This window comes from Achromobacter colocynthidis, from assembly GCF_057334535.1.
Genome location: NZ_JBHFIZ010000014.1, coordinates 38,950 through 63,972 on the forward strand (window position 1 = coordinate 38,950; position 25,023 = coordinate 63,972).

The window sequence follows — 25,023 nt, forward strand, 5'->3', positions numbered from 1 at the left end:
GCTGTTCGTCGGAACGTCGCGACGGAGGGGCTACTTGGCGTTGAAAAACACAGGAGCCAGGGATGCGTAAGCGGCTGATCGGCATGCTGATAGGGCTGGGCCTCTTGGCCGGCTGCAATGCCGAGCCGACCTACTCAGGCGTCAGCTTCATTGCGTACAACTACACGCCTTGGAACTTGGAGCCAGTTCAGCTCAGTGACGCATCCGGCAACGTGGCTGGTTCCAGCACGCTAATCCCAGGCGGGGGCGCGGGAAGCGTCTCTTGCTGCTACACGTTCAAAGGCACCGAATTCACCGTGAAATGGAGCGGTGGCGATCCGGATTTGCTTCGCAAGCATCTGTTTGACGGCAAGTTCGACGAGGTGAAATTCAAGAAGGAAACGGCGGTACATTTTCCCGCCACGAAGATACCCGGCGGCGATGGCACGCTCATCCTGGAATTGCACATCTATCCCGATGAACACATGGAGCTTGCGCTAAGCCGCAATCTGGCGGGACAAGTCAGGATCCCGATCGTCGAAACCACGCGCTGGCTGTACAAGAATCACCGCGACGAGTTGGTCGATTACGAGCACTCAGACCAGGTAAACGATGTGCTCTCAAAGGTCGCGAAGCGGGCTTGGATGCAATATCGCATCGAAGATGCCGAAGACATGCGTGGCTACATGTATCTGTACTTCCTCGTGGCATCGGATTTCGACAAGGATGCGGAGATCCCTGCTTTGTTGAAAGACCCTGATCGAAAGCCGGGCGACTTCGGACGAGCCGTTGCGGCGTTGCCGGCTGAAAAGCTTGCGCGTATGAAGGCAACCGGCGCGCCACCGGGAGACAAAAATGTCTGACCTAAAGCTCATTGAACCGTTGCGACCACGTGGCGACGTGGCGCTGGAACACGGGAGCCAGCGATGCGTAAAGAACTGATCGGCGTCATGATCTGGCTGGGTCTATTGGCGGGCTGCAATGCCGAGCCTACCTATTCAGGCGTGAGCTTCATCGCGTACAACTACACGCCCTGGAACCTGGAGCCGGTAGAGCTAAGTGATGCCTCGGGCAACGTGGCAAGTTCCAGCACCCTCATCGCGGGCGGCGGGGCGGGAAGCGTCTCATGCTGCTACAAGTTCTCGGGAACCGACTTCACCGTGAATTGGAGCGGTGGCGACCCGGACGTGATACGCAAGCACCTGTTCGACGGCAAATACGAAGAGGCTATCTTTAAAAAGGAAACCTCTGTGCACTTTCCCGCCACGGAAGTGCCCAGCGGTGACGGCATGCTCGTACTGGAATTGCACATCTATCCCGATGAACATATGGAGCTTGCATTGACTCGCCAACTGGTCGGGAAAGAAAGAATCCCCCTCACTGACACCATCCGTTGGTTGTACGAGAAGCACCGAGACGAGCTGGTCGGATACGAGCATATTGATCAGCTTGGGGACGACCTTTCAAAGGTCACGCAGCAGGTCTGGCTGAAATATCGCATTGAAGACGCTGGGGACATGCGCGGCTACATGTATTTGTACTTCCTCGTGGCTTCGGATTTTGAGAACGATGCAGAGATTTCGGCTCTGCTGAAAGACAAGAACCGAAAGCCCGGTGATTTTGGCCGAGCGGTGGCTGCGCTGTCGAAAGAGAGAATCGAGCAGATGAAAGCGTCGGGCGCGCCGCCGGGGATGCGAGCGGATAAGTCGACGTCAAATAACCATCCGCCGCGAACGGACGATGTCAATGTTGACCAAGCGGGAGCCGAGGGTGCGTAAGCGGCTGATCGGCATGCTGATAGGGCCGTGCATATTGGCGGGGTGCAATGCCGAGCCTACCTACTCAGGCGTCAGCCTCATTACGTACAACTACACGCCCTGGAACCTGGAGCCGGTACGCCTCAGTGACACATCGGGCAACGTGGCCAGTTCGAGCACACTGGCTCCCGGTGGAGGAGCCGGGCGGGTCTCTTGCTGCTACACGTTCAAGGGCACCGAATTCACCGTGAAATGGAGCGGGGGCGATCCGGATTTGCTTCGCAAGAATCTATATGAGGGCAAGTTCGACGAGGGGAAATTCAAGAAGGAAACATCGATACATTTTCCCGCCACGAAGATACCCGGCGGCGATGGCACGCTCATTCTTGAATTGCATATCTATCCCGATGAACACATGGAGCTTGGGTTGAGCCGTCAGTTGGCGGGCCGAGTCAGAATCCCGATCGTCGATACCACTCGCTGGCTGTACGAGGAATACCGCAACGAGCTTGTTGGATACGAGCATGCGACTCAGTTGAAGCATGTTCTTGCAAAGGTCGCGAAGCGCGCCTGGATGCAATACCGCATCGAAGGCGCCGAAGACATGCGCGGCTATATGTATTTGTACTTCGTCGTCGCATCGGATTTTGACAAGGATGCGGAGATCGCTGCGCTGTTGAATGACTCGACTCGAAAGCCCGGAGACTTCGGACGGGCCGTTGCTGCGTTGCCGGCTGAAAAGCTCGCGCGTATGAAGGCATTGGGGGCGCCCGCGGGAGACAAGAATGTCTGACGAGAAATCTAAAGCGATGCGGCGGCAGTATGAAAGCTGGGCGTTAGGTGGCTTCGGAGCGACCCATGCGTAAGGGATTGATCGGCGTGCTGATATGGCTGGGCCTACTGGCCGGCTGCAATGCCGAACCGACCTATTCAGGCGTCAGTTTCATTACGTACAACTACACGCCCTGGAACCTGGAGCCGGTTAGCCTTAGTGATGCATCGGGCAACGTGGCCAGTTCCAGCACACTGGTCGCGGGCGGCGGGGCAGGAAGCGTCTCGTGCTGCTACACGTTCAAGGGTACCGACTTCGCCGTGCAATGGAGCGGAGGGGATCCAGCTTTGCTTCGCAAGCATCTGTTCGACGATAAATTCGACGAGGTGCTCTTCAAGAAGGAAACGGCGGTGCAGTTCCCGGACACGAAGATACCCGGTGGGGAAGGCACGCTTATTCTGGAACTGCACATCTATCCCGATGAGCATATGGAGCTTGTGTTGAGCCGCAAGCTGACGGGAAACGCCAGGATCCCGATTATCGAAACCGCTCGTTGGCTGTACGGCGAATACCGTAATGAGCTGGGCGGATACGAGCACGCGACCCAGTTGAAAAATGTTCTAGCAAAGGTCACGAAGCAGGCGTGGCTGCGATACCGCATCGAAGACGCCAAGGATATGCGCGGCTACATGTATCTGTACTTCCTTGTGGCATCTGATTTCGATAAGGACGCGGAGATCGCTGCGCTGTTGAATGATGCGAACCGAAAGCCCGGCGACTTTGGCCGCGCGGTGTTTGCACTGTCAAAAGAGAAGATCGCGCAGATGAAGGCGACTGGCGCACCACCTGGAGATAAGAACGTGTGCAATGAGGTTCGAGGAATAGTCGCCGCGACGAAAGTGCATGCAGCGGGAATGCTCGGGAGCGAAGCATGCGCAAAGGATTGATCGGGGCGCTGATCTTGCTGGGCCTGCTGGCCGGCTGCGATGGCAAGCCCACCTATTCAGGCGTCAGCTTCATTACCTACAACTACACGCCGTGGAACTTGGCGCCGGTTAGCCTCAGTGACAGCGCGGGGAATGTGGCGGGTTCCAGCTCGCTCGCTGCTGGCGGGGGCGCGGGAAGGGTTTCTTGCTGCTACACGTTTTCAGGCACTGATTTCACGGTCACGTGGAGCGGGGCCGACCCCGATTTGATTCGCAAGCACATGTTCGACGGCAAGCTCGACGAGGTGATGTTCGAGAAGGAAACGTCGGTGCATTTTCCGGCGACGGAAATGCCCGACGGCGATGGAATGCCAATCCTGGAGTTGCATATCTATCCCGATGAACATATGGAGCTTGCGTTGACCCGCAATCTGGCAGGGGACGCCAGGATCCCCATCGTCGATACCGTTCGCTGGTTGTATAGGAAGTACGGCGACGAGCTGGTCGGATACGAGGATGCTTATGAGTTGGGAGATGTTCTTGCAAGGGTCACGAAGCAAGCCTGGATGCGTTACCGCATCGAAGATGCCGAAGACATGCGCGCCTACATGTATCTCTATTTCATGGTGGCGTCCGATTTTGAAAAAGATGCAGAGATAGCGGCAATGTTGAAAGCGCCAAACCGAAAGCCTGGCGACTTTGGTCGCGCGGTGGCTGCGCTGTCAAAAGACAAGATCGCGCAAATGAAGGCGACTGGCGCACCGCCCGGAGACAAGAACGTGTGCGATGAGGTTCAAGGAGTCGTCGCGGCTGCGAAAGTGCATGCGGTTGGAATGATGGGGGATCAGGCATGCGTAAAGGGCTGATCGGCGTACTGATTTGGCTGGGCCTATTAGCGGGCTGCAACGGCGAGCCTACCTACTCAGGCGTCAGCTTCATTACGTACAACTACACGCCTTGGAACTTAGAGCCGGTTAACCTCAGTGACGCGTCGGGAAACGAGGTCAGTTCCAGCATTCTTGCCCCCGGCGGAGGCGCGGGAAGGGTTTCTTGCTGCTATGCATTCAAGGGGACTGACTTCACCGTTAGCTGGAGTGGGGGCGATCCCGATCTGATTCGCAAGCACATGTTCGACGACAAGTTCGACGAGGTGATGTTCAAGAAGGAAACGTCGGTGCATTTTCCGGCCACGAAAATGCCCGACGGCGATGGCACGCTCATCCTGGAACTGCACATCTATCCCGATGAACATATGGAGCTTGCGTTAAGCCGCAATCTGGCAGGGAATGCCAGGATCCCGATCGTCGAAACCACGCGCTGGCTGTACAGAAATCATCGCGACGAGCTTGTCGGATACGAGCACCCTGCTCAGTTGAACGATGTTATTTCGAAAGTCACGAAGCAAGCCTGGATGCGGTATCGCATCGAAGACGCCGAGGATATGCGCGGGTACATGTATCTGTACTTCCTCGTGGCGTCCGATTTTGATAAGGATGCGGACATATCAGCGATGTTGAAAGCGCCAAACCGAAAGCCTGGCGACTTTGGTCGCGCGGTGGCTACGTTATCAAAAGACAAGATCGCGCAAATGAAGGCGACCGGCGCACCACCCGGAGACAAGAACGTGTGCGATGAGGTTCAAGGAGTCGTCGCGGCAGCGAAGGTGCATGCGGTTGGAATGATGGGAGATCAGGCATGCGTAAAGGACTGATCGGCGTGTTGATTTGGCTGGGGCTGTTAGCGGGCTGCAATGCCGAGCCTACTTACTCAGGCGTCAGCTTCATTACGTACAACTACACCCCTTGGAACCTGGCGCCGGTTCGTCTCAGTGACGCGTCGGGCAGCGTGGCCAGTTCCAGCGTCCTTCCCTCTGGCGGCGGCGCGGGAAGCGTCTCTTGCTGCTACACGTTCAGGGGAACTGACTTCACCGTGAATTGGAGTGGGGGCGATCCCGATTTGATTCGCAAGCACATGTTTGATGACACGTTCGACAAGGTGATGTTCAAGAAGGAAGCGTTGGTGCATTTTCCGGCTACGAAGATTCCCGAAGGCGATGGCACGCTAATCCTGGAACTGCACATCTATCCCGATGAACATATGGAGCTTGCTCTGAGCCGTCAATTATTGGGGCAAGAAAGAATCCCAATCGTCGAGACGACGCGTTGGTTGTATGGCAAGTACCGTAACGAGCTGGTCGGCTATAAGCACGCTGACGAGTTGACCGATGTGCTTGCAAAGGTCACGAAGCAAGCCTGGATGCGGTATCGCATCGAAGACGCTGAAGACATGCGCGCCTACATGTATCTGTACTTTGTCGTGGCGTCTGATTTTGAGAGCGATGCAGAGATAGCATCCATTCTGAAAGCCCCCGACCGACAGCCTGGCGACTTTGGCCGCGCGGTGTTTGCACTGTCAAAAGAGAAGATCGCCCATATGAAGGCGACTGGCGCTCCGCCCGGAGACAAGAACGTGTGCAGCGAGGTTCAAGGAATTGCCGTAGCCGCGAAAGTGCATGCGGTGGGCATGCCTGGAAGTGAAGCATGCGTAAAGGGTTGATCGGCTAAAACTGGAGCGAGTTCGCCTTAGCAACGCTTAAGGCAGCGCCGCAAGATCCCCCCTTTGCCACCCTTACTTCTTCCCCGCCTCCACCTCGATCGTCACCGTATTCGACTTCACGTTCTCTGCCTCGATATACACCTCGTACGTCGCGGGCGTGGCGGGCAGGTGCAGTACGCCGGCCATATCAGTGGTGAAGCGCGTTTCTACCGTCATGCCGGGCGGTAGCGGGATCTTGGGCGGGGGTGCACCCTCGCTGGGGTCGACCGACACGTTGGGCAGCTTGGGTCGGACGTAGTTGAACGCGATGCCGCGGTACACCTTGCCGGTGCGCGTATCCACCGCCACAAAACGCGGCAGTTGCGGGTCTTCCACCACGGGCAGGATGCCGCGCGCGCAGACGGGGATGGTCAGCGTGCTGCCGTCGCGGATCGTCACGCGGGTGGGCGCGGCGATGCGCATTTGCGCGTCGTAGCCTTGCAGCGGCGGCATGCAGGCGTGTTCCTTCTGCGAGTGCGCGGGCACCGAAGCGAAGGTGGCGGGTTCAATCCAGTCGGTCGTCATGATGGGCATGTCGGTTTTCTAAAAATGGCCGGCGTCAGAATGCCGTCCAGCCTTCGGAGCAGTCGACCTTGCGCACGGCCTTGCTGCAACTTGGGCAGAAATGAATGTTCGCGCAGGTGATGCCGTACATCACGCACTGCCCGATTTCTTCGTTGTACTCGCCGTTCTGGTCGGGCAGGCCGTAGTAGCAGTGGCCTCCTGCGTTGTAGTAGAAGTGCGGCGGCGGGTCCAGCTTTGAATCGTCCGCCGAATCGTCCTGAGTGCGCAGGCCGGGCCAGTCGGGGCCGCTGGGCACCATGCCCAGCAAGTGGCCCATTTCGTGGGCAAGGGTCTCGGTCAGGTAGGCCTGCGAGTTGGGCTCGTAAGGGTCCAGCGTCGAGACGAACAGCAAGTTGGTGCCCGTGATGGCAAGGCCGGCGTAGCTGGCGGCCACGGTGTTGAACTGGATGTTCAGTATGCCGGTCAGCGGCGTGGGCGACACGCGGGTCAGGTCCACCGACACCGACCAGACCGAGCCATTGCTTTCCCGGATGGGGGTGATCAAGTGGCGCGGAATCGGAATCGACCGCTCGGCGCCCGAGGCGTCGGTGTGGATGTAGCGCGCGTGCACCAGCCAGTCGTCGCTGGCGTCGAACTCGTACCAAAGGCTGGATTGGCTGCGGTCGTCGTTGACGATGGGCACGGTCATGACGCGGCCGCCCGGGCCGGCGGGCACCGGCAGGCGCATGGCGCCACTGACGCCCGGCGCGGCCAGGCGGTCGACGTGGCAGACCACCAGCGTGTAGGGCTCGCGCTGCTTGCCGGCGGAACTGGCGTAGACGGCGCGGACAGCGTCCATGATGGCGTGCTGGGACTCGGGGGTGTCGGCGGCGTCAACTGCCGAGCGGCCCCGGAATTGCAGGCGCGGAAGCTGGATCATGTCGATTCCGTGCAGCGCGAATTCCGCGGTGACCGGCGTGACATCGGCCAGATGATGTGCCGGACGCGCGCTCATGCACATGACTTCCTGGATGTACAGGCGGCGCACGGTCTCGACGCGCTCGGTCTTGATCAGTTGGCCGCGTTCGTCGCGCACCTCGAACAGGTACAGGTTCAGGCCGGCGGCGGGCAGCGCGATGTCGTCCACGATGCGGGTGCCGTCGGCGTTGGTGACGTAGCTGCGCGGGTTGCTGTGCGGTTCCTGATAGCTGGCACGGCGGCCGCGTTCACGGGCGGAGTAGGGGATGTTGGCCGGGTCGGCCTTCACGGTGATGGTGAAGCGGTGCTGGCCGGGCCGGTTGAACTCCACGTGGATGCGGGGGCGGTTCGACTGCCGTTCGGTAGTGGTCAGCGCGTTGCCGTCGTTCCAGCGTTCGGCAACCTGGTCCAGGTTCACGTATTGCAGGCGCGCGCCGTCCTGACGGGCGCGATAGGTCGATACGCCGGGCACGACGCGGCCGGAGCCATCGGCAGGCGGCGTGCCGCCGGGCAGGTTCGTGCCCTGGGTGCGCGCCACGGGACCCAGCCCGACCGAGTCCAGCACGTCGCGCGCAATCTGCGGCAGCGGGGAATCGGCCACGCCGGGAATCTTCATCAGCACCTCGGCCACCTTGGGCAGCGTCTCGGTGGCCAGCGTGGGCGATTGCAGGATGGCGCCGATCACGCTCGGCACCGACGACGAAGACAGGCCCGGCATGCTGAGGATGGCGCCTGCCACCGACGGGATGTTGGCTTGCTTGACGTCGGGCAGGGTGAAAAGCGTGTCCACGGCGGAACTCAGGGCCGCCATGCGGTCGCCACTGGCGTTCAGCGCCTGCGTCATGACCGGCACGATGGCCGCGCTGACGTTGGCGCTGACGCCGCCCGCCGCAAACGTGGACGCGCTGGATAGGGCGGTGGACGCGGCGCTGGCTTGCTGCGCGAACGTCGCCAGCCCGCCAGCGCCCGCGACGGCGGCGATGCCCGACGCGCCGGAGCCGCTTGCGGTGGTGGCGGCGGCCGATGCGCCCGCGCCGCCCACGGCGGAAAGATCCGTGGCGCGGGTGGCGGGGGTGCTGTCGGACATGCCCGCCGCGCGCGCGGTAGCGCTGCCCAGGTTCGCGTCCGGCGTGGCGGGGGCGGCGGTGATTGCCGTGCCTGCCGAGGCGGGAGGGGTTGCGGTGGGCGCTTTGGGGACGGGAGTGCTGGTGACGGGCGAGGTGGGGGTGGTTGAGGGCGACGCGCCGTTGGTGGAGGCGGTGCTAGCCGTTGCTGTCGCGGGCGAGGTGGCGGTGGCGGGTGCGTTGGCCGCGCCATGGCCGGATCCGCCAGTCGGTGTGTTGGTTGACGGATTGGCGGATGGGCTGGCCGATGCGTTGGCCGATGCGTCGGCGGAAGCACTGGCGGGCGCATTGGCCGATGTATTGGCTGATGACGCGCTGGCCGACGCGTTGCCGGTCGCATTGCCCGTTGTGTCACCGGTCGCATTGGCTGGTGCGTGGGCAGCGCTGCCAGCGGTGTCTGCCGAGGCATCCGGCGCCGTGCCGCTAACGGCGTTGGTCGAGCTTGCACCCGCAGCGGCGGCGGGCGTGTCGGCGCCTGCGCCTGCCGAGGCGACAGAGGCGGATTCGCTTCCGGACCCACCGGCAATCTTAGCGTCTCCGGCGACGGAGGCTGTGCCGGCGTTCGCGGGGGCAGAGGCTGCTGTGCTTGTGTCGGCGCCAGTCTGGGCTGTCGAGGGAGCGGTGGCGGTGGCGGCACTGTTGGTGGAGCCGTTAGCGGCGCTGGTCGCGGCGGTAGTCGTCGCGGTGGTCGAGCCTGCCGCGCTGCTGCCGGAGGCGCCCAAGCCCGCGTTAGCGGCACCAGCACCAGCACCAGCACCAGCACCAGCACCAGCACCCGCACCCGCACCCGCACCCGCACCCGCACCCGCACTCGTACCCGCACCCGCACCGACGCCCGCCACGCCGGACGCCGCGCTTGCGCCAGCAGAGGCTTGTGTGCCGGGAAGGTTCAGCCCACCGTCGCCTGAACCGCCGGGCAGGCCCGCGCCTTGCGGCAGGGGGCTCTGCGTGTTGGAAACGAAGCCAGGTGTTTGCGTGGAGATGCCGGAGGTCGGCATGGTGTTGCTTGATGCGATCAATGTGTCGGCATCAGGCGTGGCAACGCTTGCTGCGTCAGCGGAGATATCGACGGAAGTGTTCGTCGCCAGTCTCGTGCCTTGGTCCGCGCCAGTCAGTTGCACAAGCGTTTCGTCATGCGCCATGCCTGCGGCGGACGACGCCGCCGCGCCGCTTGTGGCGTCGGGCAGGTTGACGCCTTGCAACGTGGCCGGGGCTTGTGCATCAACGTTGCCCAGGTCGATGGCGCCAGACATCGCGCCGCCAGCAGCGGTGGCCGACGATGCCGCGTTCGCCGCATTGCTGGTTGCATTAGCCGCGCTGGCAAACAATGCGCCTGCGCTAGCCGCCAGGGATGCAAGCACCGCGGTACTGGGCAATGCGGACTCGCTATGCGCTGCGCGAGCATCGGCGTGAGCGTCGACTGAAGCCGAGTCTTGCACAACGGGCGTGCCGGGGGCGGTGAAGGACGACGAGGAAGGTGTCGTCGCGGCGGTTGTGGGGCTGGCGGCGTGCGCCGAGCGTGCGGCACTGCCGTTGGCCTGGGCGGACGCGGTGTCGGATGTGACGTGAAGCGCGGCAGAGCCGGCCGCGATGCGGGCATCAGCAGGCGTCGGTTCCGACGGCGCGCGCGTCGTCAATTCGGCGTTTGCCGTCGCGTGGAACGCGGCCGCAGCCGCAGCCGTAGCCGTAGTCGCAGCCGCAGTCGTAGCCGCTGGGGCATCGCTGGCAACCGAATCGACGGATCCAGTTGGGCTGACGGAAGCAGGGGATGAGGCCGAAGAAGAAGAGGAGTCCGACGCCGAAGTGGCAGCAGACGCAGAGGAATGAGTCGAACCAGGCGTGTTGGCCGAAGCAGGAGAAGCGGCCGACACATCGGATGTAGCAGACGTGCCAGATGCATCGGAAGCGCCGGTGCTGCGCGCTTGGCCTTGTTCACCCGCGAGCGCGCGCAGCGAGGTGGCTGCGCCTGCTGTTGCGACGGCGGCGGTGAGCAGGCCATTGCCACTGCCATTGCCACTGCCGCTGCCGGAAGCGCTCGCGAGCGTTGCGGCGGCAGCTATCGGCGTGTGGTCCGCTGTCGCCAGCGTCGATGTGGCGTCCGTCATCGTGGGCGTCGGGTTGTCTTGTACAGACGCCAAGGCATCGGGCATGCCCGCGGTGTCTTGCGTGGACCACTGCGAAAAGCCTGTGCCTGCCGCATTGGATGTCGTCGATGCGCTTGCCACGTCCAGCGTCATGTCGGACGCGCTGGCAAGCGTCGTGGCTACCGTGCTGGCATCAGCACCGGAAAGCGAGCCGGCAGGCAAGGCATTGATGGTTGCGTCGGCAGGGATGGACGTTGCGATCTGGCTGGTGCCGACAGTTGGCATGCCGAGGTCTGTCGCGACGATCGTCTGAGGCGTTGCGGTGGCTGCCATGACGCCGCCTATTGCCGGGTCGGTTTGCGTGGGCGCGGCCGAAGCGGCAAGGTCGGGCAAGGCGGCGCTTTCCGTGGACGCCGTGAAGACGGGGGAGGAAGGCAACGAGGAGGGCGATACGGCGGTTTGACCGGTAGGTGCTACGAAGGAATCTGAAGCCGAACCCAAGGAGGGCGCATCGAAAGCCGCACCCGTGGGTACGGCCGAAGCGGCCAATGAAGACGCACTGCCCGCCGCGCCGGTAGCCAGAATCGCGGGGGCGGCGGAAGATGCGCCAGCCGTCGCGATCGACGGGGCAACCGAGGATGCGCCTGCCGTCGCAATTGAAGGTGCAATGGAGGATGCACCCGCGCCTGCGACCGATGGCGCTGATGCGGAACCTGCCATTGTCATGGGTGACGCGCCAAGCGAATCGGCGGGAGGTGTATCTACAGCGGCAGCCCCAGCGGCGGGCGCAGCCGTAGCGGCATTCACCGGTGCAGCGCTGGTTGCCGTACCGGCAGCACTAGCGGTCACCGTCGGGGACGCTTGCGCCGCATCGCTCGCGGGCGTCGTGATACCCGAGGGGGAACTGGCTACGTCCGGTGCAGCGCTGGCGACAGGCGGCGACGCGGATGGGGACGTGCTTGCAACCGAAGGTGCTGACGCGACGGTGGGTGAGCTGGCAGCCGGATCAGCAGCGGAGGGCGCGGCGGATGTGGCGGATGCAGTGGATGTGGAAGGTGCGGCAGGTGCAGCAGATGCGGCAGGTGCAGTAGATGGGCTGGATGCGGCAGGCGCCTGCGGTGCTTGCACCGTACCGCCAGTCGCCGCACTCGGCGCAGCGGCCGTTGCCGGTGCGGCGCCAGCCACGGACGTGGCTTCGGCAGCAGATGCTTGCGAGGCAGTTCCGCCCGCAACAGCGCTTGCGCCAGCGTCTGTTCCAACACCCGACCCCGCACCCGACCCCATTCCCGCGAACGTCGCCGCTCCGGAAATCATCTTCGATGCCCCTTCCGGCGCAACCGAAGCCAGCATTTCCGTGGCAGCCGGCAGTGCGGCCGACGGGTCCTTGATCAGCGCGGCGGCTTGTGACACCTTGCCGGCCGCTGATGCGGCGGAATCGATCATGCCGCTTGCACCCGGGGCTACCGAGCCAAGTAGCTTCGACGCAGTCGGCAGGGCCGACATGGGATTCGCGGCCAAGGCCCGCGCCTGCGAGACCATGCCCATGGTGTTCTTGGCGGTATTGAGCAAGCCGCCCATGGCAGGGCTGGTGTTGCCCAGCAAGCCCGGCGCGGCAGACAGCGCGCCCATCGGGTTCTTGGCCATCCCGGCCAGCGTATTCGCCTGGCCGGCAAGCTGCGACAGCTTGGACGCGGCGCCCGCCGCCTTCTGGCCCAGTTCCGCCAAACCGCTGGGCATGATGTCGCCCAGCCCAGCCGTCCCAACGCCGGCAGCGCCAGCACCGGCTGCACCGCCGAAGCCCGCCATCAATCCAGACGCCGCCTTCTTGGCGGCAGAGGCCATCGCGCCGTCCTTGTGGACCAGTTCCGCGCTGACGATCAGCGGGTCGTCGACGGTGGTGCTGGGCAAGGCGGGCAGGTTGGCGGCGTCGCTGCCAGGGCCCACGAAGTTGTGCGTGGCGCCCTTGACCGAGAACAGGCCCGGCCCCTTGAATACGATGTCAGCGCCGTCCAGCGTGACGCTGCCGCCCGCGGCCTGCAAGGTCACGCGCTGGTTGCCCAAGATCTCGATGCCTTCGGCCGACGACGTCACGGTGATGTCCTGACCTGCCAGCGCTTCCAGGATGTCGGTGTGCGCGTGCAGCGACACCGGTGCCTGCGCCGAGATGGCGCGAATGGGGCCTTGCTGCGCGAACACGCTGGCCGAGCGCGCCGATACCGCCGAATACGTTTGCTGCGCGGCCACGTGCGCGTCTGACTGCGCGGTGGCGTGCAGGTGTTCGCCCGCATGCAGCACGGCGCTGGCGGGGGTGGCCAGGTTCAGGGAATTCGGCGCGTCGATCAGCAGATGCGGGCCGTTGATGCGTTCAACGGCGGCCGAGTCGGTGCGTTGGCCGCTCGCGGCCTTGCCGGCGGCCTGGCCGTTGACCTGGGCGGTATAGCGCCCGTCTTGTTCTGGGTCCAGCGCGGCAAGCAGTTCGTCGTAGCCCTCGGCCGCCGCCATCGGGCGTGCCTGATGCTGGCCGGCGCTGTCATTCAAGCGGCGCGATGCGTCTTGCGCGCCGCGCAGCAGCAGCAAGGCTTCTTGCGCGTCTGCCTGGGTGGACTTGGCTTGTTCGCGCGCGGTGGCCGACACCAGCATGCCCTGGCCCGAGCGCAAGACCGTCCAGGCGTCCGAGCGCAGTTCAAAGCCCGTGCCGCGCCATGCGCCACGGTTGGCGTCGTCCAGGTCCTGTTCAACCAGATGGCCCAGCCCAAGCTGGGTGGCGGCGGTGGAGCTGGCCAGCCGCGTGCGCAGTTTGCCGCGCGTGTCGTCAAAGACCCATTGGTTGCGGCCCGCGCCGTCCAGGCCTTGGCTATGCCATCCGCTCAGCACGCCCGCATGATTGGTCTCGGCATTCTCGCCGGCGGACCAGGGCGGAAGATCGGCGTCGTTATAAAGCTGACCGGCAACAACCGGCCTGTCGATATCGCCATCGATAAATTCCACGATGACCTCGGTGCCGCCCCGGGGCAGGTGATGCGCGCCCCAGTTGGGGCCGGCTTGGGCGCTGGCCACGCGCAGCCAGGTGCCCGAGCGTTCGTCGCCGGGGGCGTTGCCGCTGGCGTCGCCATGCGTGCGATGCGGCAGGCCGCCCGTCAGGGGCTTGTCGCCGCGCTGCCAGGGGAATTGCACCTTGACGCGCAGGTCGCGGTCCGACGTGATGGGGGCGTCGCTGGCGCTGACCACCACGGCGGCCAGGCTCTCGGGGGCGGTGGGGCGGGGGCGCCAGGCGGGAATCAGCGCGGCGGCTTCGGGCTGCGCGGTGAAGCGGTTGCGGTAGGTGCCGCGTTCCATGTCGGCGGTGTTCAGCACCTGGGTGGCCTGGGAACCCAGGTTGTTGCTGGCTTCGTGCACCACCTCCAGCACCACATAACGGTTGCCGCCCAGTTCATCGATCGCCTGCTTGCTGTCTCCTTCGCCGCCACCACTGCCGCCGTCGGCATAGCGCTCATGCTGGGTCATCGCGAACAAGCGACCGGGGGCCAGGGACCGCGCGGTGCCCGCGCCCGCAAACCGCACGATGCGCGATTCATGGGCGCGCAGGGAACGCGCCGCGCTTTGTTCGGCGGCGTCGTCATCGGCGTAGCGGCCGTGTCCGGCGTAGTCGTAGTCTTCCAGCACCGGCAAGGCTTCCACCTGCACGGGCGAACGGCTTTGCGCGGCATGCGCGGTCAGCGTGCGTTCGTTCCAGGCGGCGCGCGCCACGGCGTTGGGGCGCACGGCCTGCGCCGCCGAGAAATGCGTGATGCTGTCGCGGGTTTCAGTGGCGTCGCTGCGATGAAAGCGCAGGGGCGACGCCGGGTCTTCGGGGCGCGCCGCGCCCGCGTCGAAGATCACGACGCGATGGCGCGCGCCGCCACCCGCCGCTTGGCCGTCATCCTGCTGATGTTCAAAGCGATACGACAGGCCCGCTTCGGCCAGGATGCGCTGGACGAATTGCAGGTCTGACTCGCGGTACTGGGTGCAGGTCGCAAGCGGGGGCAGGGTGTCGCTAAGTTCAAACGCAAAGGCCGCCTGCGGATAGTCCGCGAAAATCTCGCTGACGATGTCCTGCACCGACCTGTCTTGATAGATGTAGCTGTCGCGCCGCAAGGCCAGCGCGGCCAGCCAGGGCGCGGCGTGCAGGCGGTAACGGGCCAGGCCGCCATCAGCGCCCAACGCATCCACGCCTTCAACGACGGCATGCCAGCGGCGCATCGAGCCGTCCGCCAGCAGCAGGCTGACGCTGATCTCCTTGCCCAGCAAAGACGCCACATCAAGCTCGGCGCTGGCCGCCAGGCAGTCCAGCGTGAGCGTGAACAGGCGCGATACGCCTTCGCGCAACGTCATCTGTTCGGCCACCAGTTCAGCATCCAGCGGCGTGCTGACGCGCAGCATGCGCGCTTGTTGCGACAGGGTGGCGATGTTCATCGACGAGTAGGCCGATGCGGTTGACGGGTTCGAAGGCAAAGCGTTCATGGCAGCGAGATGGTCAGGTGCGCGGCGCGGGGACCCAGCTTGACGATGTCGTGATACGGCGCCATCGCCGTCTGCATTTCCGTATTCAGGAAGTGGCCCATGCCCAGGAAGGCCAGCAGGCCCAGCAGGGCGAACACCGTCATGATCGACCACAGCGGCACGTCGCGCTTGAGCGTGTGGGCAACCTTGTCGGGCAGGGGCCAATGCGGCGCGAAGCCGGTGCGCTTGCCGCGCAGCAGCGCGATCTCGTCGCCCAGCCGCGCCGTCAGGTAGCCCAGCTTTTCCTGGCCTTCGATCAGGTACTTGCCCTGGAAGCCCAGCAGCAGGCACATGTAATAGATCTCTAGCGATTGCAGGCGCGGCGCGCCTTGCGCGCGCAAGTCTTCCAGGCGCGCAAAGAAGTTCTCGCCCGCCAGTTGCTCACCGAACAAGGTCAGTTGTAGCGGTTGCAACATCCAGGCGTCGCGTATCGCGAAGCCGGAATTCAGCACGGTTTCGTCGACTGCGGCGCAGAAGGCGTACTTGGTGGCGTAGATGTCTTCCGCCGCAATATCCAGCTTCTTGGCGGCGCGTTCGTAGTCGGCCAGAAACTGCTGCACGCGCGCCGAGAACGCGGCGGCGTCGGTGGGCTCCTGCCCGCTCTTGACCAGGAACAGCATCAGGAAGCCGTCGTAGAGCAGGTCCAGCAAAGACTTGGCGGGCCGGCTGGCATGGAATTCGGCGGCACGTTGAGGCAGCGTTGCGCCGGGCATCAGAGAGGGGGCGTCAGCGGTCATGGCGATGTCGTTCCTGTCAGCGGGTAACTGCGATCAAATCCAGCTTGAGTTCGGGAATGCCGGCGGGGGCATAGATGGCGATGCTGCGCGCTTGCAGCATGCGGTCGTAAAGCGAACCGCGTGTTTGCAGCGCGAAGTACACCGCGCCGGGCTTCACGGGCACGGCGGGCGGCACTTGCGGCGTATAGGTCAGCGGCACGCCCGGCATGGCGGACAGCACCAGCTTGTCGACGTCTTCCGGGGCGCCCACCTTGAAGCGCATGGGCACGCTTTCTGAAAGCTCGCGGGCGGGCATCGCGGCTTGCACCGACAGGTAGAGCGAGGTCGTTTCGTCGAGCTTGTCGGAATCCAGCCGACCCATGTGGAACGACGGCCGCAGCTCTTCCAGCACGATGGAGAAGTAGCGCGTCGAGATCACCGTTTCCAGCAGGTCGCGCAGAATTTCATCCATGCGGGCAAACGCCGGCCCGGGGGCGTCGTGGCGGTACACCGGCAGGTCGGCCAGCGTATGCACTTTCGAGAACGTCATCAACGCGCCCGCCAGCCGCGCCAGTTCCTGGAACAGGCGTTCGGGATGCAGTTGCGGGTGATGGAACAGGTGCGACAGCGTGGCGTAGGCTTCGTTGGCGGTGTGCAGCAGCCAGAAGGAAGCCACGTCGCCCGAGCGGAACTCAATGATGTTCTTGCTGGGTTCGCGATGAAAGCCGTACAGCGCGTTGACCTTGGCCTGTAGCGCGTCCAGCAGGCGGCGCAGTTGTTCGTGCAGCGCGCCCGAGGCCGTCAGCGACAAGCTGGGCGCAATGAACGAGGTGTCCAGTTCGTAGCCGGCGCTGGCCGTGCGGCGCACGCGCGCCACCGGAATCGCCAGCAGTTCGTCGCGCGGCTCGAATTCGGAAATCAGCCGCACGTCTTTGCGCAGGTAGGTCAGTTCGGCGGTGGTGGCGCCGGTGTACAGATCGGGCGCGGGGGCGTTGTCGTGCGTGTAGCGGGTGTCGAAGCTGGCTGCCGCCTGGCCGTCGCGGTAGTTGCCGCCGATGGCCTTGAGCGGATGAATGGCCAGATAGAACACCGCTTCGCTCACGCCATCCAGCGCGGGCAGCGCAACGGGCGGGGGCAGCTCGTCGCCGTGGGGCGCGTTATAGAGCTCGCCGTCGGGAAACACGGCCGTCATTTCAATGGCGCGCAACATGCCGTTGGCCAATGCCGAGGCATCGAAACGCGCCGAGCGCAGGCCCCAGGCATAGGGATGCAGCGCGCGGGCCATCTCGGCCAGGCGGTCTTCGTGATACGCATCCTGCCGCTGGAAATGCTGCGGGCGGAGGAACAAGCCCTCACCCCAGAGGACTTTGGCTGAATAACTCAAGTGACGCTCCTTCAGGTCTTTCTATCTCTATATATATAGAAGGCGGGCAGTCGCGCGGTGCGCGTCAACCGGGACACTGCACGCCGGAAAGGCGGGACGGGTCGTAGGGTGGCATGCCCGCCGGCAACGTGGGTTTGCCAGTGGCGACTGTCAGCGCGCAGGCGTGCGCGCCCAGGACAATGCCACTGTCTTCAACGTCGTCGACTTTGAATACGTACTTCCAACGCATCGGCGCCGGCGCATAGAACAGCCCGGCAACCGCGATGTATTCCGCCTGCTTGGGGACTTTTTCAACGGTCTCGACACGCTGTCCCGGCGTGAGCGTGAGCTCGCGCGAACCCAGCACCGTTTCCCCCAGCGCGGTTTTCTCCTGCGCAGTGTCTATCAATTGCGTGAGCGGCGCACGTTGGAATTGCTCAGGATTCTTCAGGTAGTATATTTTTGTAACTACCGCCGTCGCTTGTCCGCTGCCGGCGTTCAAATTTTCTCCGGCGTGCACCGTCAATTTCACATCAACGGGCGCGTTTTCCTGTTTTTTCAAGCCCGCCATCTCCATCGCATTACCGGTCAAACCCGCCACCGCGCCGATGGCCGAAACGGCCGCACATCCAGTGATGGCGGTGCTTGCGAGCGTGCAAGCGGCCACTGCGAACAAACGTGATAAATGGATATGTTTGGACATGGCCCTTTATACCGGAAGTGTGTGAAGCAATACAGATGGCTGCACGATGCGTGCAAATTCGACGCGAGTAACATGAAGACACGCGCTGTAGCGCTGTACTAACAAAAGGTTGTTGAAATACGGCCCCTAGTTACAACCTTGCTAGGTGCTTAAAAAATGCCCTTTCCCCGCCTCGTCGTTGTTGCCGGCCTCATCGCTTTGATGGCCGGTTGTGCGTCGGTAAAACCGCAGTCGGATGCGGAATACAAGCAGTCCATGGCCGCAGCGGAAAAGACGCTGGAGCAGAAGGGCGCGGATCAGGCCGTCGCGCAGTTTGAAGAGATTGCCCAACGCAATCCGACCAAGGGCGAGCCCTGGTCCTACATTGCGAAGATCCGTTTTGACGAACAGAAATACGGCCAGGCCATTGTTGCCGCCGACGAAACGCTAAGCCGCGATCCGCAGGATTTCGTGGCCAAGACGGTGCGTGCGGTGGGCGGCCTGCGCGTGGCGATGCAGTCCCTGGCTGACCTGCGCGCCGATGCGTTGCTGGCCGGCAATGCGCGTGCGGATGCCGTGGCGCTGGCCGCCGCCATGCGTGAAACGCTGGGGCAGGACGTGCTGTTTCCCGAAGGCCGCCGTCCGCCGCCGCGTCGCCAACAACAACGCAAGGTGGAACCCGCCGTGCCCGCGGCTACGGCGCCTGCGGGAAGCACCGCAACGCAAGCCGCTACGGCGCCTGCGTCCGCTGCGCCCGCCGCTGCGCCCACTGCTACACCCGCCGCGCCCAAACCCGCTAATCCACCCGCCCCGCAGCCTAATCGCGCGCCGAATCCCTTCGGCGATCTGCTCACCAAGTAATTCGCCTCAGCGCGCGCCGCGGCCTGCGGCGCACGGCTGACCGATAGACAAGATCCTTTGCACGGAGCCTTCCATGGCCAAGAAAGAAAGCGTTCAGAAACGACTGCAGAAAGTCCGCCCGCCGCGTGTTCAGCTTACGTATGACGTGGAGAAGGGCGACGCCATCGAACAGAAGGAGCTTCCGTTCGTGGTCGGCGTGGTGGGTGACTTCAGCGCGCAATCCGAAGCCGAACTGCCGCGTTTGAAAGACCGCAAGTTCGTCAACATCGACGTCGATAATTTCGACGACGTGATGCGCGGGCTGGAGCCGCGCGCGGCGTACCGCGTCAAGAACAGCCTGACCGAAGAGGGCGGCACGTTCGGGGTCGACCTGAAGTTCCGTTCCATCGAGGATTTCCGTCCGGAAGCCGTGGTGCAGCAGGTGGACCCGCTGCGCGAACTGCTGGACATCCGCACCAAGCTGGCCGACCTGCGCAACAAGCTTGCCGGTAACGACAAGCTTGAAGACCTGCTGGGCGAAGTGCTGACCAGCACGGAAAAACTGCAACAGTTGACCAGCGAGACCGACAAGGGAGGCCGCAATGAGTAATTCCGCCGCCGCACAGAACGCCACCGGCGCCGCCGCCGCCGACTCGGCATCGGCCGCCGCACAGAATGGCCTGTTGGATCAGATCGTTGAGCAGAGCCGCGTGGCCAAGTCCACCGCCGAGCACGACCGCGCCAAGGACATCATTGGCGAACTGGTGCGCGAAGTGATGAAGGGCACCGTGGTTGTCTCCGACAACCTGTCGGCCATGCTGGATGCGCGCGTTGCCGAACTGGACCGCCTGATCTCGGCGCAACTCAGCGAAGTGATGCACGCGCCTGAATTCCAGAAGCTGGAAAGCACCTGGCGCGGCCTGCACTATCTGTGCCAAGAGACCGACACCAGCCCGATGCTGAAGATCAAGGTGCTGAACACCACCAAGCGTGATCTGGTTCGCGACTTCCAGACTGCGATCGACTTTGATCAAAGTCTGATGTTCAAGAAGGTCTACGAAGAAGAGTTCGGCACCTTCGGCGGCGCGCCCTTCGGCGCCCTGCTGGGCAACTTTGAAATCACGCGCCAGCCCGAAGACATGTACTTCATCGAGCAGATGTCGCACGTGGCGGCGGCCTCGCACGCGCCGTTCATCGCGTCGGCCTCGCCGGAATTGCTGGGGCTGGACAGCTTTGCCGACCTGGGCCGCCCGCGCGACCTGGCCAAGGTGTTCGACACGGTGGAATACACCAAGTGGCGCAGCTTCCGCGATTCGGAAGACTCGCGCTATGTCGGCCTGACCATGCCGCGCTTCCTGGGCCGTCTGCCCTATGACCCGGTGGAAGGCACCACGGTTGAAGGTTTCAACTTCGTGGAAGACGTGGATGGCACCGACCACTCCAAGTACCTGTGGTGCAACGCCGCGTGGGCGTTCGGCGCCCGCCTGACGGCCGCCTTCGCGGACTTTGGCTGGTGCGCGGCGATCCGTGGCGTGGAAGGCGGCGGCCTGGTTGAAAACCTGCCGACGCACACCTTCAAGACGGACGACGGCGAAATCGCGCTGAAGTGCCCGACCGAAATCGCCATCACCGACCGTCGCGAAAAAGAACTGAGCGACCAGGGTCTGATCCCGCTGGTGCATTGCAAGAACTCGGACTACGCGGCCTTCTTCGGCGCCCAGTCGGTGCAGAAGGCAAAGAAATACAACACGGACAGCGCGAACGCCAACGCGGTGTTGTCGGCGCAACTGCAATACATCTTCTCGGTGTCGCGCGTGGCGCACTACCTGAAGGCGATGATGCGCGACAAGATCGGCAGCTTCGCATCGGCGCAGTCCGTAGAGAGTTTCCTGAATCGCTGGGTCTCGCAGTACGTGCTGCTGGACGACAACGCGACGCAGGAACAAAAGGCGCAGTTCCCGCTGCGCGAAGCTTCGGTGCAGGTGGCCGAGGTGCCTGGACGTCCAGGCGTCTTCCGGGCCGTGGCGTTTTTGCGGCCGCATTTCCAGCTTGACGAACTCTCGATCTCGTTGCGCCTGGTTGCCGAATTGCCGGCGCAGGCTCAGAAATCCTGATCGTCGTTGCACTGACCATTCATCCATTCAAAGAGGTTTACAACAATGAAGGACATCTACGTCAAGTTCGGCAATCCGGCGCTCAAGGGCGAATCGCAAGACAAGGACCACCCGGATTGGATCGAAGTCAGCTCGTGGCGTCACGAGATCATCCAGCCGCGTTCCGCTACGGCGTCGACCTCGGGTGGCCATACCGCCGAACGCACCGAACATGGCGAAATGGTCTTCACCAAGGACCTGGATGTCGTCAGCCCGCTGCTGTATCAGCACGCCTCGGGCGGCACCACGTTCGATGAAGTCACCATCGATTTCCTGCGCGCCGACGGCGAAGGCAACCGCGTCAAGTACCTGGAAATCAAGCTCAAGTACGTGATCATCGCGCGCGTGGCGCCCGAAGTGGTTGCCGAAGGGCTGCCGCACGAGTCGTTCTCGCTGAAGTACGCCGCCGTGCAGTGGAAGTACACGCAGCAGAAGGTGGGCGGCAATCAGGGCGGTAACGCCCAGGGCGCCTGGAGCCTGACCAAGAACGACAAGACCTACTCGGTCTGATCGCGGCCTGGCAGGCAGAAGACCGCGGCCCGAGCCGGGTCGCCGTCTTTTTTTGTTTGAGGCCCCGATGAAAGGATTCGAACCGAGTCTGTTCGACAAGCTGTTCGAAGGCGAGGGCCAATCGCCCTACGCGCTTCGGCGCCTGTCGATCGAGGAAATGAAGGAAACGGTGGCGCGCGATATCGAGGCGCTGCTGAACACCCGCATGGTGTTCACCGAGGAAGACCTGCGGCGCTACCCGAACTGCCAGCGCTCGTTGCTGACCTATGGGCTGTCGGATTTTTCGGGGCTCAGCCTGGCCAGCCATTACGACCGCGAGTTCATCTGCCGTTCGCTGGAGCAGGCCATCGCGCGGCACGAGCCCCGGCTGACCCATGTGCGGGTGATGCTGCAGGTGGACAGCCGGGCGACCTCGGTACTGTATTTCGCGATTACGGCCATGCTGGACGTGGGCCCCGCCCACGAACCCGTGACCTTCGACGCGACCTTGCAGCCGTCGACCTTGCAGTACTCCGTGACCCGCGGCTGGGCCAAGAGTCCCGCCACGGTCTGAAGAATAAATTTGTCGTGCGGATGCACCTTGCGCGCTGGAAGGGAAGACAACAATGGAAGAATTGCTGCCTTATTACGAGCGCGAACTAGGGTTTTTGCGAACCTCGTCGCGCGACTTCGCCGAGCGCTATCCGAAGATTGCCGCGCGGCTGGGCTTGTCGGGCGAAACCTGCGAAGACCCGCACGTTGAACGCATGATCGAATCGTTCGCCTTGTTGAGCGCCCGCATCAACAAGAAGCTGGACGACGATTACCCCGAATTCACCGAAGCGCTGTTCGAGGTGATGTACCCGCATTACCTGCGGCCATTTCCATCATGCAGCGTGGCGCAGTTTGACCTGGGCGGCGCGGGCGCGCAGTTGTCCGCGGCGGTGCGCATCGCGCGCGGCACGGAATTGAAATCGCATCCGGTGCGCGGCGTGTCTTGCCGCTTTCGCACGGCCTACGACGTGACGCTGGCGCCCATCGAGGTTCTGCGCGCGGGGTTTTTCTCTAGCGCGAATGCGCCGGCCACGGCCAAGCTGCCGGCTGGCGTCACGGGCCGCTTTACCGTCACGCTGGGCTGCCAGGGTGAAAACCAGCATTTCGGCATGCCGGGGTTGGACAAGCTGCGCGTGTACCTGCACGGCGAGCCCTCGTTCGTGGCGGCGCTGCGCGACGCCTTGTTCCTGCGCACGGCGGCGGCCTATGTCGAGCTGCAACCCGGCCGCTGGGACCGGCTGCCCGAGATTCCGCTGGCCCAGGTGGGCTTGGCGGAAGAAGACGCGCTGATTGATTTTCCGGCCAGCTCGCATCCGGCCTATCGGCTGCTGGCCGAGTACTTTGTTTTCTCCGAGAAATTCAATTTCGTCGATATCGACCTGGCCGCGCTGCGCCCCTACCTGGGCACCGTGCGCCAGTTCACGCTGCATCTGCCGGTGGCGGGCCTGCGCGCTGATTCCAACACGGCGCGCCTCTTGGAATCCATCACGGCCGACAACCTGCGGCTGGGCTGCACGCCGGTGGTGAATCTGTTTGCGCAGCGCGCCGACCCGATCCGGGTGACGCACGCTTCCGCCTCGTACCCGGTGGTGGCGGATGCGCGGCGCGCCTATGGCTACGAGGTCTATTCCATCGATCGCGTGCGCCAGGTGCGGCAAAACGCCCAAGGCGACGCGGTGGTGGACTTCCGCCCCTTCTATTCGCTGCACCATGGTGAATCGCCGGAATCCGCCGGGCACTATTGGACGATGCGCCGCGATGCCGCGATGGCGCAGCGCAGCCCCGGCTATGAGACCGAGATATCCATTGTGGACATCGATTTTGATCCGTCGATTCCGCAAACCGAAACCCTGAGCCTGGACCTGACCTGCACCAACCGCGACCTGCCGTCCCAAATTGCGGTGGGCCAATCAGGCGGCGACCTGTTCATGGAAGGCGGCACCGTGGCGCGCGCCATCCGCATGCTGCGTCGCCCCACCCACACCCATCGCTTTCAACAGGGGCGCGCGGCGCATTGGCGCTTGATCTCGCATCTGGCGCTGAACCATTTGTCGCTGGTGCAAAGCGGCTTGCCCGCCTTGAAAGAAACGCTGCGCCTGTACGACCTGTCGGGCTCGGCGGTGGCCGCGCGCCAGATCGAAGGCCTGGTCGGCCTGGACTACAAGCCGGCCACGCACTGGATGCCGGGCGAACCTTTCGCCACCTTCGTGCGCGGCATTGAAATCCGGCTCACGGTCAACGAAGACCACTTCGTGGGCACCAGCCTGCACACCTTCGTGGCCGTCATCAACCGCTTCTTCGGCCTGTATGTGCACGCCAACAGCTTTGTGCAGTTGGTGGTGCTGTCGCGCCGTGGCGCAGAGGAATTACTACGATGCCCCCCATGCAACGGCGACGCCATACTAGCGTGATGGACGCGCTGCTGGCAGAGCCGCAGCGCTTCAAGTTTTTCCAGGCGGTGCGTCTGCTGGAGCAGTGCTTTGCGCGCCAGGAACGCGGTAGCACACGCCATACGGTGCCGGTGCATTTGCGGTTTCCGAATTCGCCCGGGCTGGGGTTTCCGCCCAGCGAAATCGTGGACGCCGTGGCCTACGACAAGAACGGCGAGGTGCTGGCCGACGAAGCGTCGCGCCAGGCGGCGGTGGCGGAAGGGCGGCTGGGCCGCGTGGATTTGACGCCGGCGTTCTTCGGACTGCTGGGCGCGCAGGGCGCCTTGCCGCTGCACTATTCCGAAATGCTGGCCAACCGGGAAAGCCTGCGGCGCGACCGTGGCGCCCGCGCCTTTTTCGATATTTTTTCGAACCGGGCCGCCGCGCTGTTCTACGCGGCCTGGAAGAAGTACCGCATGCCCTTGCGGCATGAAACCGAGCAAGACCACCACTACCTGCCGCTGCTGCTGGCGCTGGGCGGCATCGGCCATCCCGCGCTGCGCGACCGCTTGCACAATGGCGCGGGCCGCATCTTTGACGAATCGGTGGCGCACTACGCGGCCGCGGCGCGGCAACGGCCGGTGTCGGCCCCCTTCTTGCAGCGCGTGTTGCAGGACTACTTCGGCGTGCCTTTGCGCGTCGAGCAGTTCGTGGGCCGCTGGTATGACGTGCCCCCGCAGAACCGCACGCAGTTGGGAAAACCCGGCGCGGTGCTGGGCGTGTCGGCGCTGGCGGGTGACCGTATCTGGCAGCGGGACCTGCGCATCCGCTTATGGATCGGCCCCTTGTCGCGCCAGGCCTTTGCCGATTTCCTGCCGGGCGGCGAACGCGCCCAGGCGCTTGAAAAGCTGCTGACGATGTTTGGCGGCATGACCTTTGAATACGAAGTGCGGCTGGTGCTGGCGCGCGAGGCCATCGGCCCCAGCCGCCTGGGCGAAGGCGGCGATGTGCGGCTGGGCTGGAATTCATTCCTGAGCACCGAACCCGCCACGGCCGACCGCGACGACGCCAGCTACGAACTCCACACGATCCACTGATC

Annotated in this window: 19 protein-coding genes; 14 read left to right on the forward strand and 5 right to left on the reverse strand. The window is 63.7% G+C overall.

Annotation, left to right across the window (positions count from 1 at the left end; translation table 11 throughout):
• The first annotated feature begins 62 nt into the window (after positions 1-62).
• The 7 genes from ACE04A_RS05680 to ACE04A_RS05710 all read left to right on the forward strand — a co-directional run bounded on the left by ACE04A_RS05680 (position 63) and on the right by ACE04A_RS05710 (position 5,990).
• A complete protein-coding gene (locus ACE04A_RS05680; RefSeq protein WP_448715778.1) occupies positions 63-842 on the forward strand; it encodes a hypothetical protein in 780 nt (259 codons plus the stop codon).
• 63 nt (positions 843-905) lie between these two features.
• A complete protein-coding gene (locus ACE04A_RS05685) occupies positions 906-1,757 on the forward strand; it encodes a hypothetical protein (RefSeq protein WP_279996460.1) in 852 nt (283 codons plus the stop codon).
• The gene (locus tag ACE04A_RS05690; RefSeq protein ID WP_448715780.1) at positions 1,726-2,529 is read left to right on the forward strand and encodes a hypothetical protein; all 804 of its coding nucleotides are present in this window, start codon (positions 1,726-1,728) and stop codon (positions 2,527-2,529) included. The genes ACE04A_RS05685 and ACE04A_RS05690 overlap by 32 nt, the downstream gene beginning before the upstream one ends.
• 65 nt (positions 2,530-2,594) lie before the next feature.
• The gene (locus ACE04A_RS05695; RefSeq protein ID WP_448715781.1) at positions 2,595-3,455 is read left to right on the forward strand and encodes a hypothetical protein; all 861 of its coding nucleotides are present in this window, start codon (positions 2,595-2,597) and stop codon (positions 3,453-3,455) included.
• Complete coding sequence (locus tag ACE04A_RS05700) at positions 3,440-4,300, forward strand: hypothetical protein (RefSeq protein WP_448715782.1); 861 nt, start codon at positions 3,440-3,442, stop codon at positions 4,298-4,300. Before ACE04A_RS05695 ends, ACE04A_RS05700 begins: the two co-directional genes overlap by 16 nt.
• A complete protein-coding gene (locus ACE04A_RS05705; protein ID WP_448715783.1) occupies positions 4,285-5,145 on the forward strand; it encodes a hypothetical protein in 861 nt (286 codons plus the stop codon). Before ACE04A_RS05700 ends, ACE04A_RS05705 begins: the two co-directional genes overlap by 16 nt.
• A complete protein-coding gene (locus ACE04A_RS05710; protein WP_448715784.1) occupies positions 5,130-5,990 on the forward strand; it encodes a hypothetical protein in 861 nt (286 codons plus the stop codon). Before ACE04A_RS05705 ends, ACE04A_RS05710 begins: the two co-directional genes overlap by 16 nt.
• Positions 5,991-6,062: 72 nt before the next feature.
• On the opposite strand, the gene ACE04A_RS05715 is transcribed toward ACE04A_RS05710, so the two are convergent.
• From ACE04A_RS05715 to tssJ, 5 genes are all read right to left on the reverse strand, one after another.
• Complete coding sequence (locus ACE04A_RS05715) at positions 6,063-6,563, reverse strand: hypothetical protein (protein ID WP_279996466.1); 501 nt, start codon at positions 6,561-6,563, stop codon at positions 6,063-6,065.
• 25 nt (positions 6,564-6,588) lie between these two features.
• Positions 6,589-15,219, reverse strand: a complete 8,631-nt coding sequence (gene tssI / locus ACE04A_RS05720; protein WP_485819930.1) for a type VI secretion system tip protein TssI/VgrG — start codon at positions 15,217-15,219, stop codon at positions 6,589-6,591.
• On the reverse strand, positions 15,216-15,995 hold the full coding sequence (gene icmH / locus ACE04A_RS05725) for a type IVB secretion system protein IcmH/DotU (RefSeq protein ID WP_100853056.1): 780 nt from the start codon (positions 15,993-15,995) through the stop codon (positions 15,216-15,218). The genes tssI and icmH overlap by 4 nt, the downstream gene beginning before the upstream one ends.
• Positions 15,996-16,011: 16 nt before the next feature.
• A complete protein-coding gene (gene tssK / locus ACE04A_RS05730) occupies positions 16,012-17,358 on the reverse strand; it encodes a type VI secretion system baseplate subunit TssK (protein WP_448715833.1) in 1,347 nt (448 codons plus the stop codon).
• A gap of 64 nt (positions 17,359-17,422) precedes the next feature.
• Positions 17,423-18,040, reverse strand: coding sequence for a type VI secretion system lipoprotein TssJ (tssJ, locus tag ACE04A_RS05735; protein WP_259252459.1), 618 nt, complete (start codon positions 18,038-18,040; stop codon positions 17,423-17,425).
• 156 nt (positions 18,041-18,196) lie between these two features.
• Here tssJ and ACE04A_RS05740 point away from each other — a divergent pair, with 156 nt between their 5' ends.
• The 7 genes from ACE04A_RS05740 (at position 18,197) to tssG (ending at position 25,021) form a co-directional block, all read left to right on the forward strand.
• Positions 18,197-18,880 carry an outer membrane protein assembly factor BamD gene (locus tag ACE04A_RS05740; protein WP_448715834.1) on the forward strand — a complete coding sequence of 228 codons (684 nt, stop codon included), beginning with the start codon at positions 18,197-18,199 and terminating at the stop codon, positions 18,878-18,880.
• 73 nt (positions 18,881-18,953) lie between these two features.
• Entirely contained in the window at positions 18,954-19,469 is a 516-nt protein-coding gene (tssB, locus tag ACE04A_RS05745; RefSeq protein ID WP_006226593.1) for a type VI secretion system contractile sheath small subunit, read from the forward strand.
• Entirely contained in the window at positions 19,462-20,973 is a 1,512-nt protein-coding gene (gene tssC, locus ACE04A_RS05750) for a type VI secretion system contractile sheath large subunit (RefSeq protein WP_438858160.1), read from the forward strand. The genes tssB and tssC overlap by 8 nt, the downstream gene beginning before the upstream one ends.
• Positions 20,974-21,018: 45 nt before the next feature.
• A complete protein-coding gene (locus ACE04A_RS05755; protein WP_006226591.1) occupies positions 21,019-21,522 on the forward strand; it encodes an Hcp family type VI secretion system effector in 504 nt (167 codons plus the stop codon).
• Positions 21,523-21,589: 67 nt separating this feature from the next.
• Entirely contained in the window at positions 21,590-22,075 is a 486-nt protein-coding gene (gene tssE / locus ACE04A_RS05760) for a type VI secretion system baseplate subunit TssE (protein WP_100853052.1), read from the forward strand.
• Positions 22,076-22,127: 52 nt separating this feature from the next.
• On the forward strand, positions 22,128-23,966 hold the full coding sequence (tssF, locus tag ACE04A_RS05765; RefSeq protein WP_259252456.1) for a type VI secretion system baseplate subunit TssF: 1,839 nt from the start codon (positions 22,128-22,130) through the stop codon (positions 23,964-23,966).
• The gene (tssG, locus tag ACE04A_RS05770; RefSeq protein WP_279996470.1) at positions 23,930-25,021 is read left to right on the forward strand and encodes a type VI secretion system baseplate subunit TssG; all 1,092 of its coding nucleotides are present in this window, start codon (positions 23,930-23,932) and stop codon (positions 25,019-25,021) included. Before tssF ends, tssG begins: the two co-directional genes overlap by 37 nt.
• Positions 25,022-25,023 lie beyond the last annotated feature (2 nt).

Bases quoted from the DNA above. Each gene is read 5' to 3' on its own strand.
- ACE04A_RS05680 (WP_448715778.1), top strand. From the start codon at position 63: ATGCGTAAGCGGCTGATCGGCATGCTGATAGGGCTGGGCCTCTTGGCC.
- ACE04A_RS05685 (WP_279996460.1), top strand. From the start codon at position 906: ATGCGTAAAGAACTGATCGGCGTCATGATCTGGCTGGGTCTATTGGCG.
- ACE04A_RS05690 (WP_448715780.1), top strand. From the start codon at position 1,726: ATGTTGACCAAGCGGGAGCCGAGGGTGCGTAAGCGGCTGATCGGCATG.
- ACE04A_RS05695 (WP_448715781.1), top strand. From the start codon at position 2,595: ATGCGTAAGGGATTGATCGGCGTGCTGATATGGCTGGGCCTACTGGCC.
- ACE04A_RS05700 (WP_448715782.1), top strand. From the start codon at position 3,440: ATGCGCAAAGGATTGATCGGGGCGCTGATCTTGCTGGGCCTGCTGGCC.
- ACE04A_RS05705 (WP_448715783.1), top strand. From the start codon at position 4,285: ATGCGTAAAGGGCTGATCGGCGTACTGATTTGGCTGGGCCTATTAGCG.
- ACE04A_RS05710 (WP_448715784.1), top strand. From the start codon at position 5,130: ATGCGTAAAGGACTGATCGGCGTGTTGATTTGGCTGGGGCTGTTAGCG.
- ACE04A_RS05715 (WP_279996466.1), bottom strand. From the start codon at position 6,563: ATGCCCATCATGACGACCGACTGGATTGAACCCGCCACCTTCGCTTCG.
- tssI (WP_485819930.1), bottom strand. From the start codon at position 15,219: ATGAACGCTTTGCCTTCGAACCCGTCAACCGCATCGGCCTACTCGTCG.
- icmH (WP_100853056.1), bottom strand. From the start codon at position 15,995: ATGACCGCTGACGCCCCCTCTCTGATGCCCGGCGCAACGCTGCCTCAA.
- tssJ (WP_259252459.1), bottom strand. From the start codon at position 18,040: ATGTCCAAACATATCCATTTATCACGTTTGTTCGCAGTGGCCGCTTGC.
- ACE04A_RS05740 (WP_448715834.1), top strand. From the start codon at position 18,197: ATGCCCTTTCCCCGCCTCGTCGTTGTTGCCGGCCTCATCGCTTTGATG.
- tssB (WP_006226593.1), top strand. From the start codon at position 18,954: ATGGCCAAGAAAGAAAGCGTTCAGAAACGACTGCAGAAAGTCCGCCCG.
- tssC (WP_438858160.1), top strand. From the start codon at position 19,462: ATGAGTAATTCCGCCGCCGCACAGAACGCCACCGGCGCCGCCGCCGCC.
- ACE04A_RS05755 (WP_006226591.1), top strand. From the start codon at position 21,019: ATGAAGGACATCTACGTCAAGTTCGGCAATCCGGCGCTCAAGGGCGAA.
- tssE (WP_100853052.1), top strand. From the start codon at position 21,590: ATGAAAGGATTCGAACCGAGTCTGTTCGACAAGCTGTTCGAAGGCGAG.
- tssF (WP_259252456.1), top strand. From the start codon at position 22,128: ATGGAAGAATTGCTGCCTTATTACGAGCGCGAACTAGGGTTTTTGCGA.
- tssG (WP_279996470.1), top strand. From the start codon at position 23,930: ATGCCCCCCATGCAACGGCGACGCCATACTAGCGTGATGGACGCGCTG.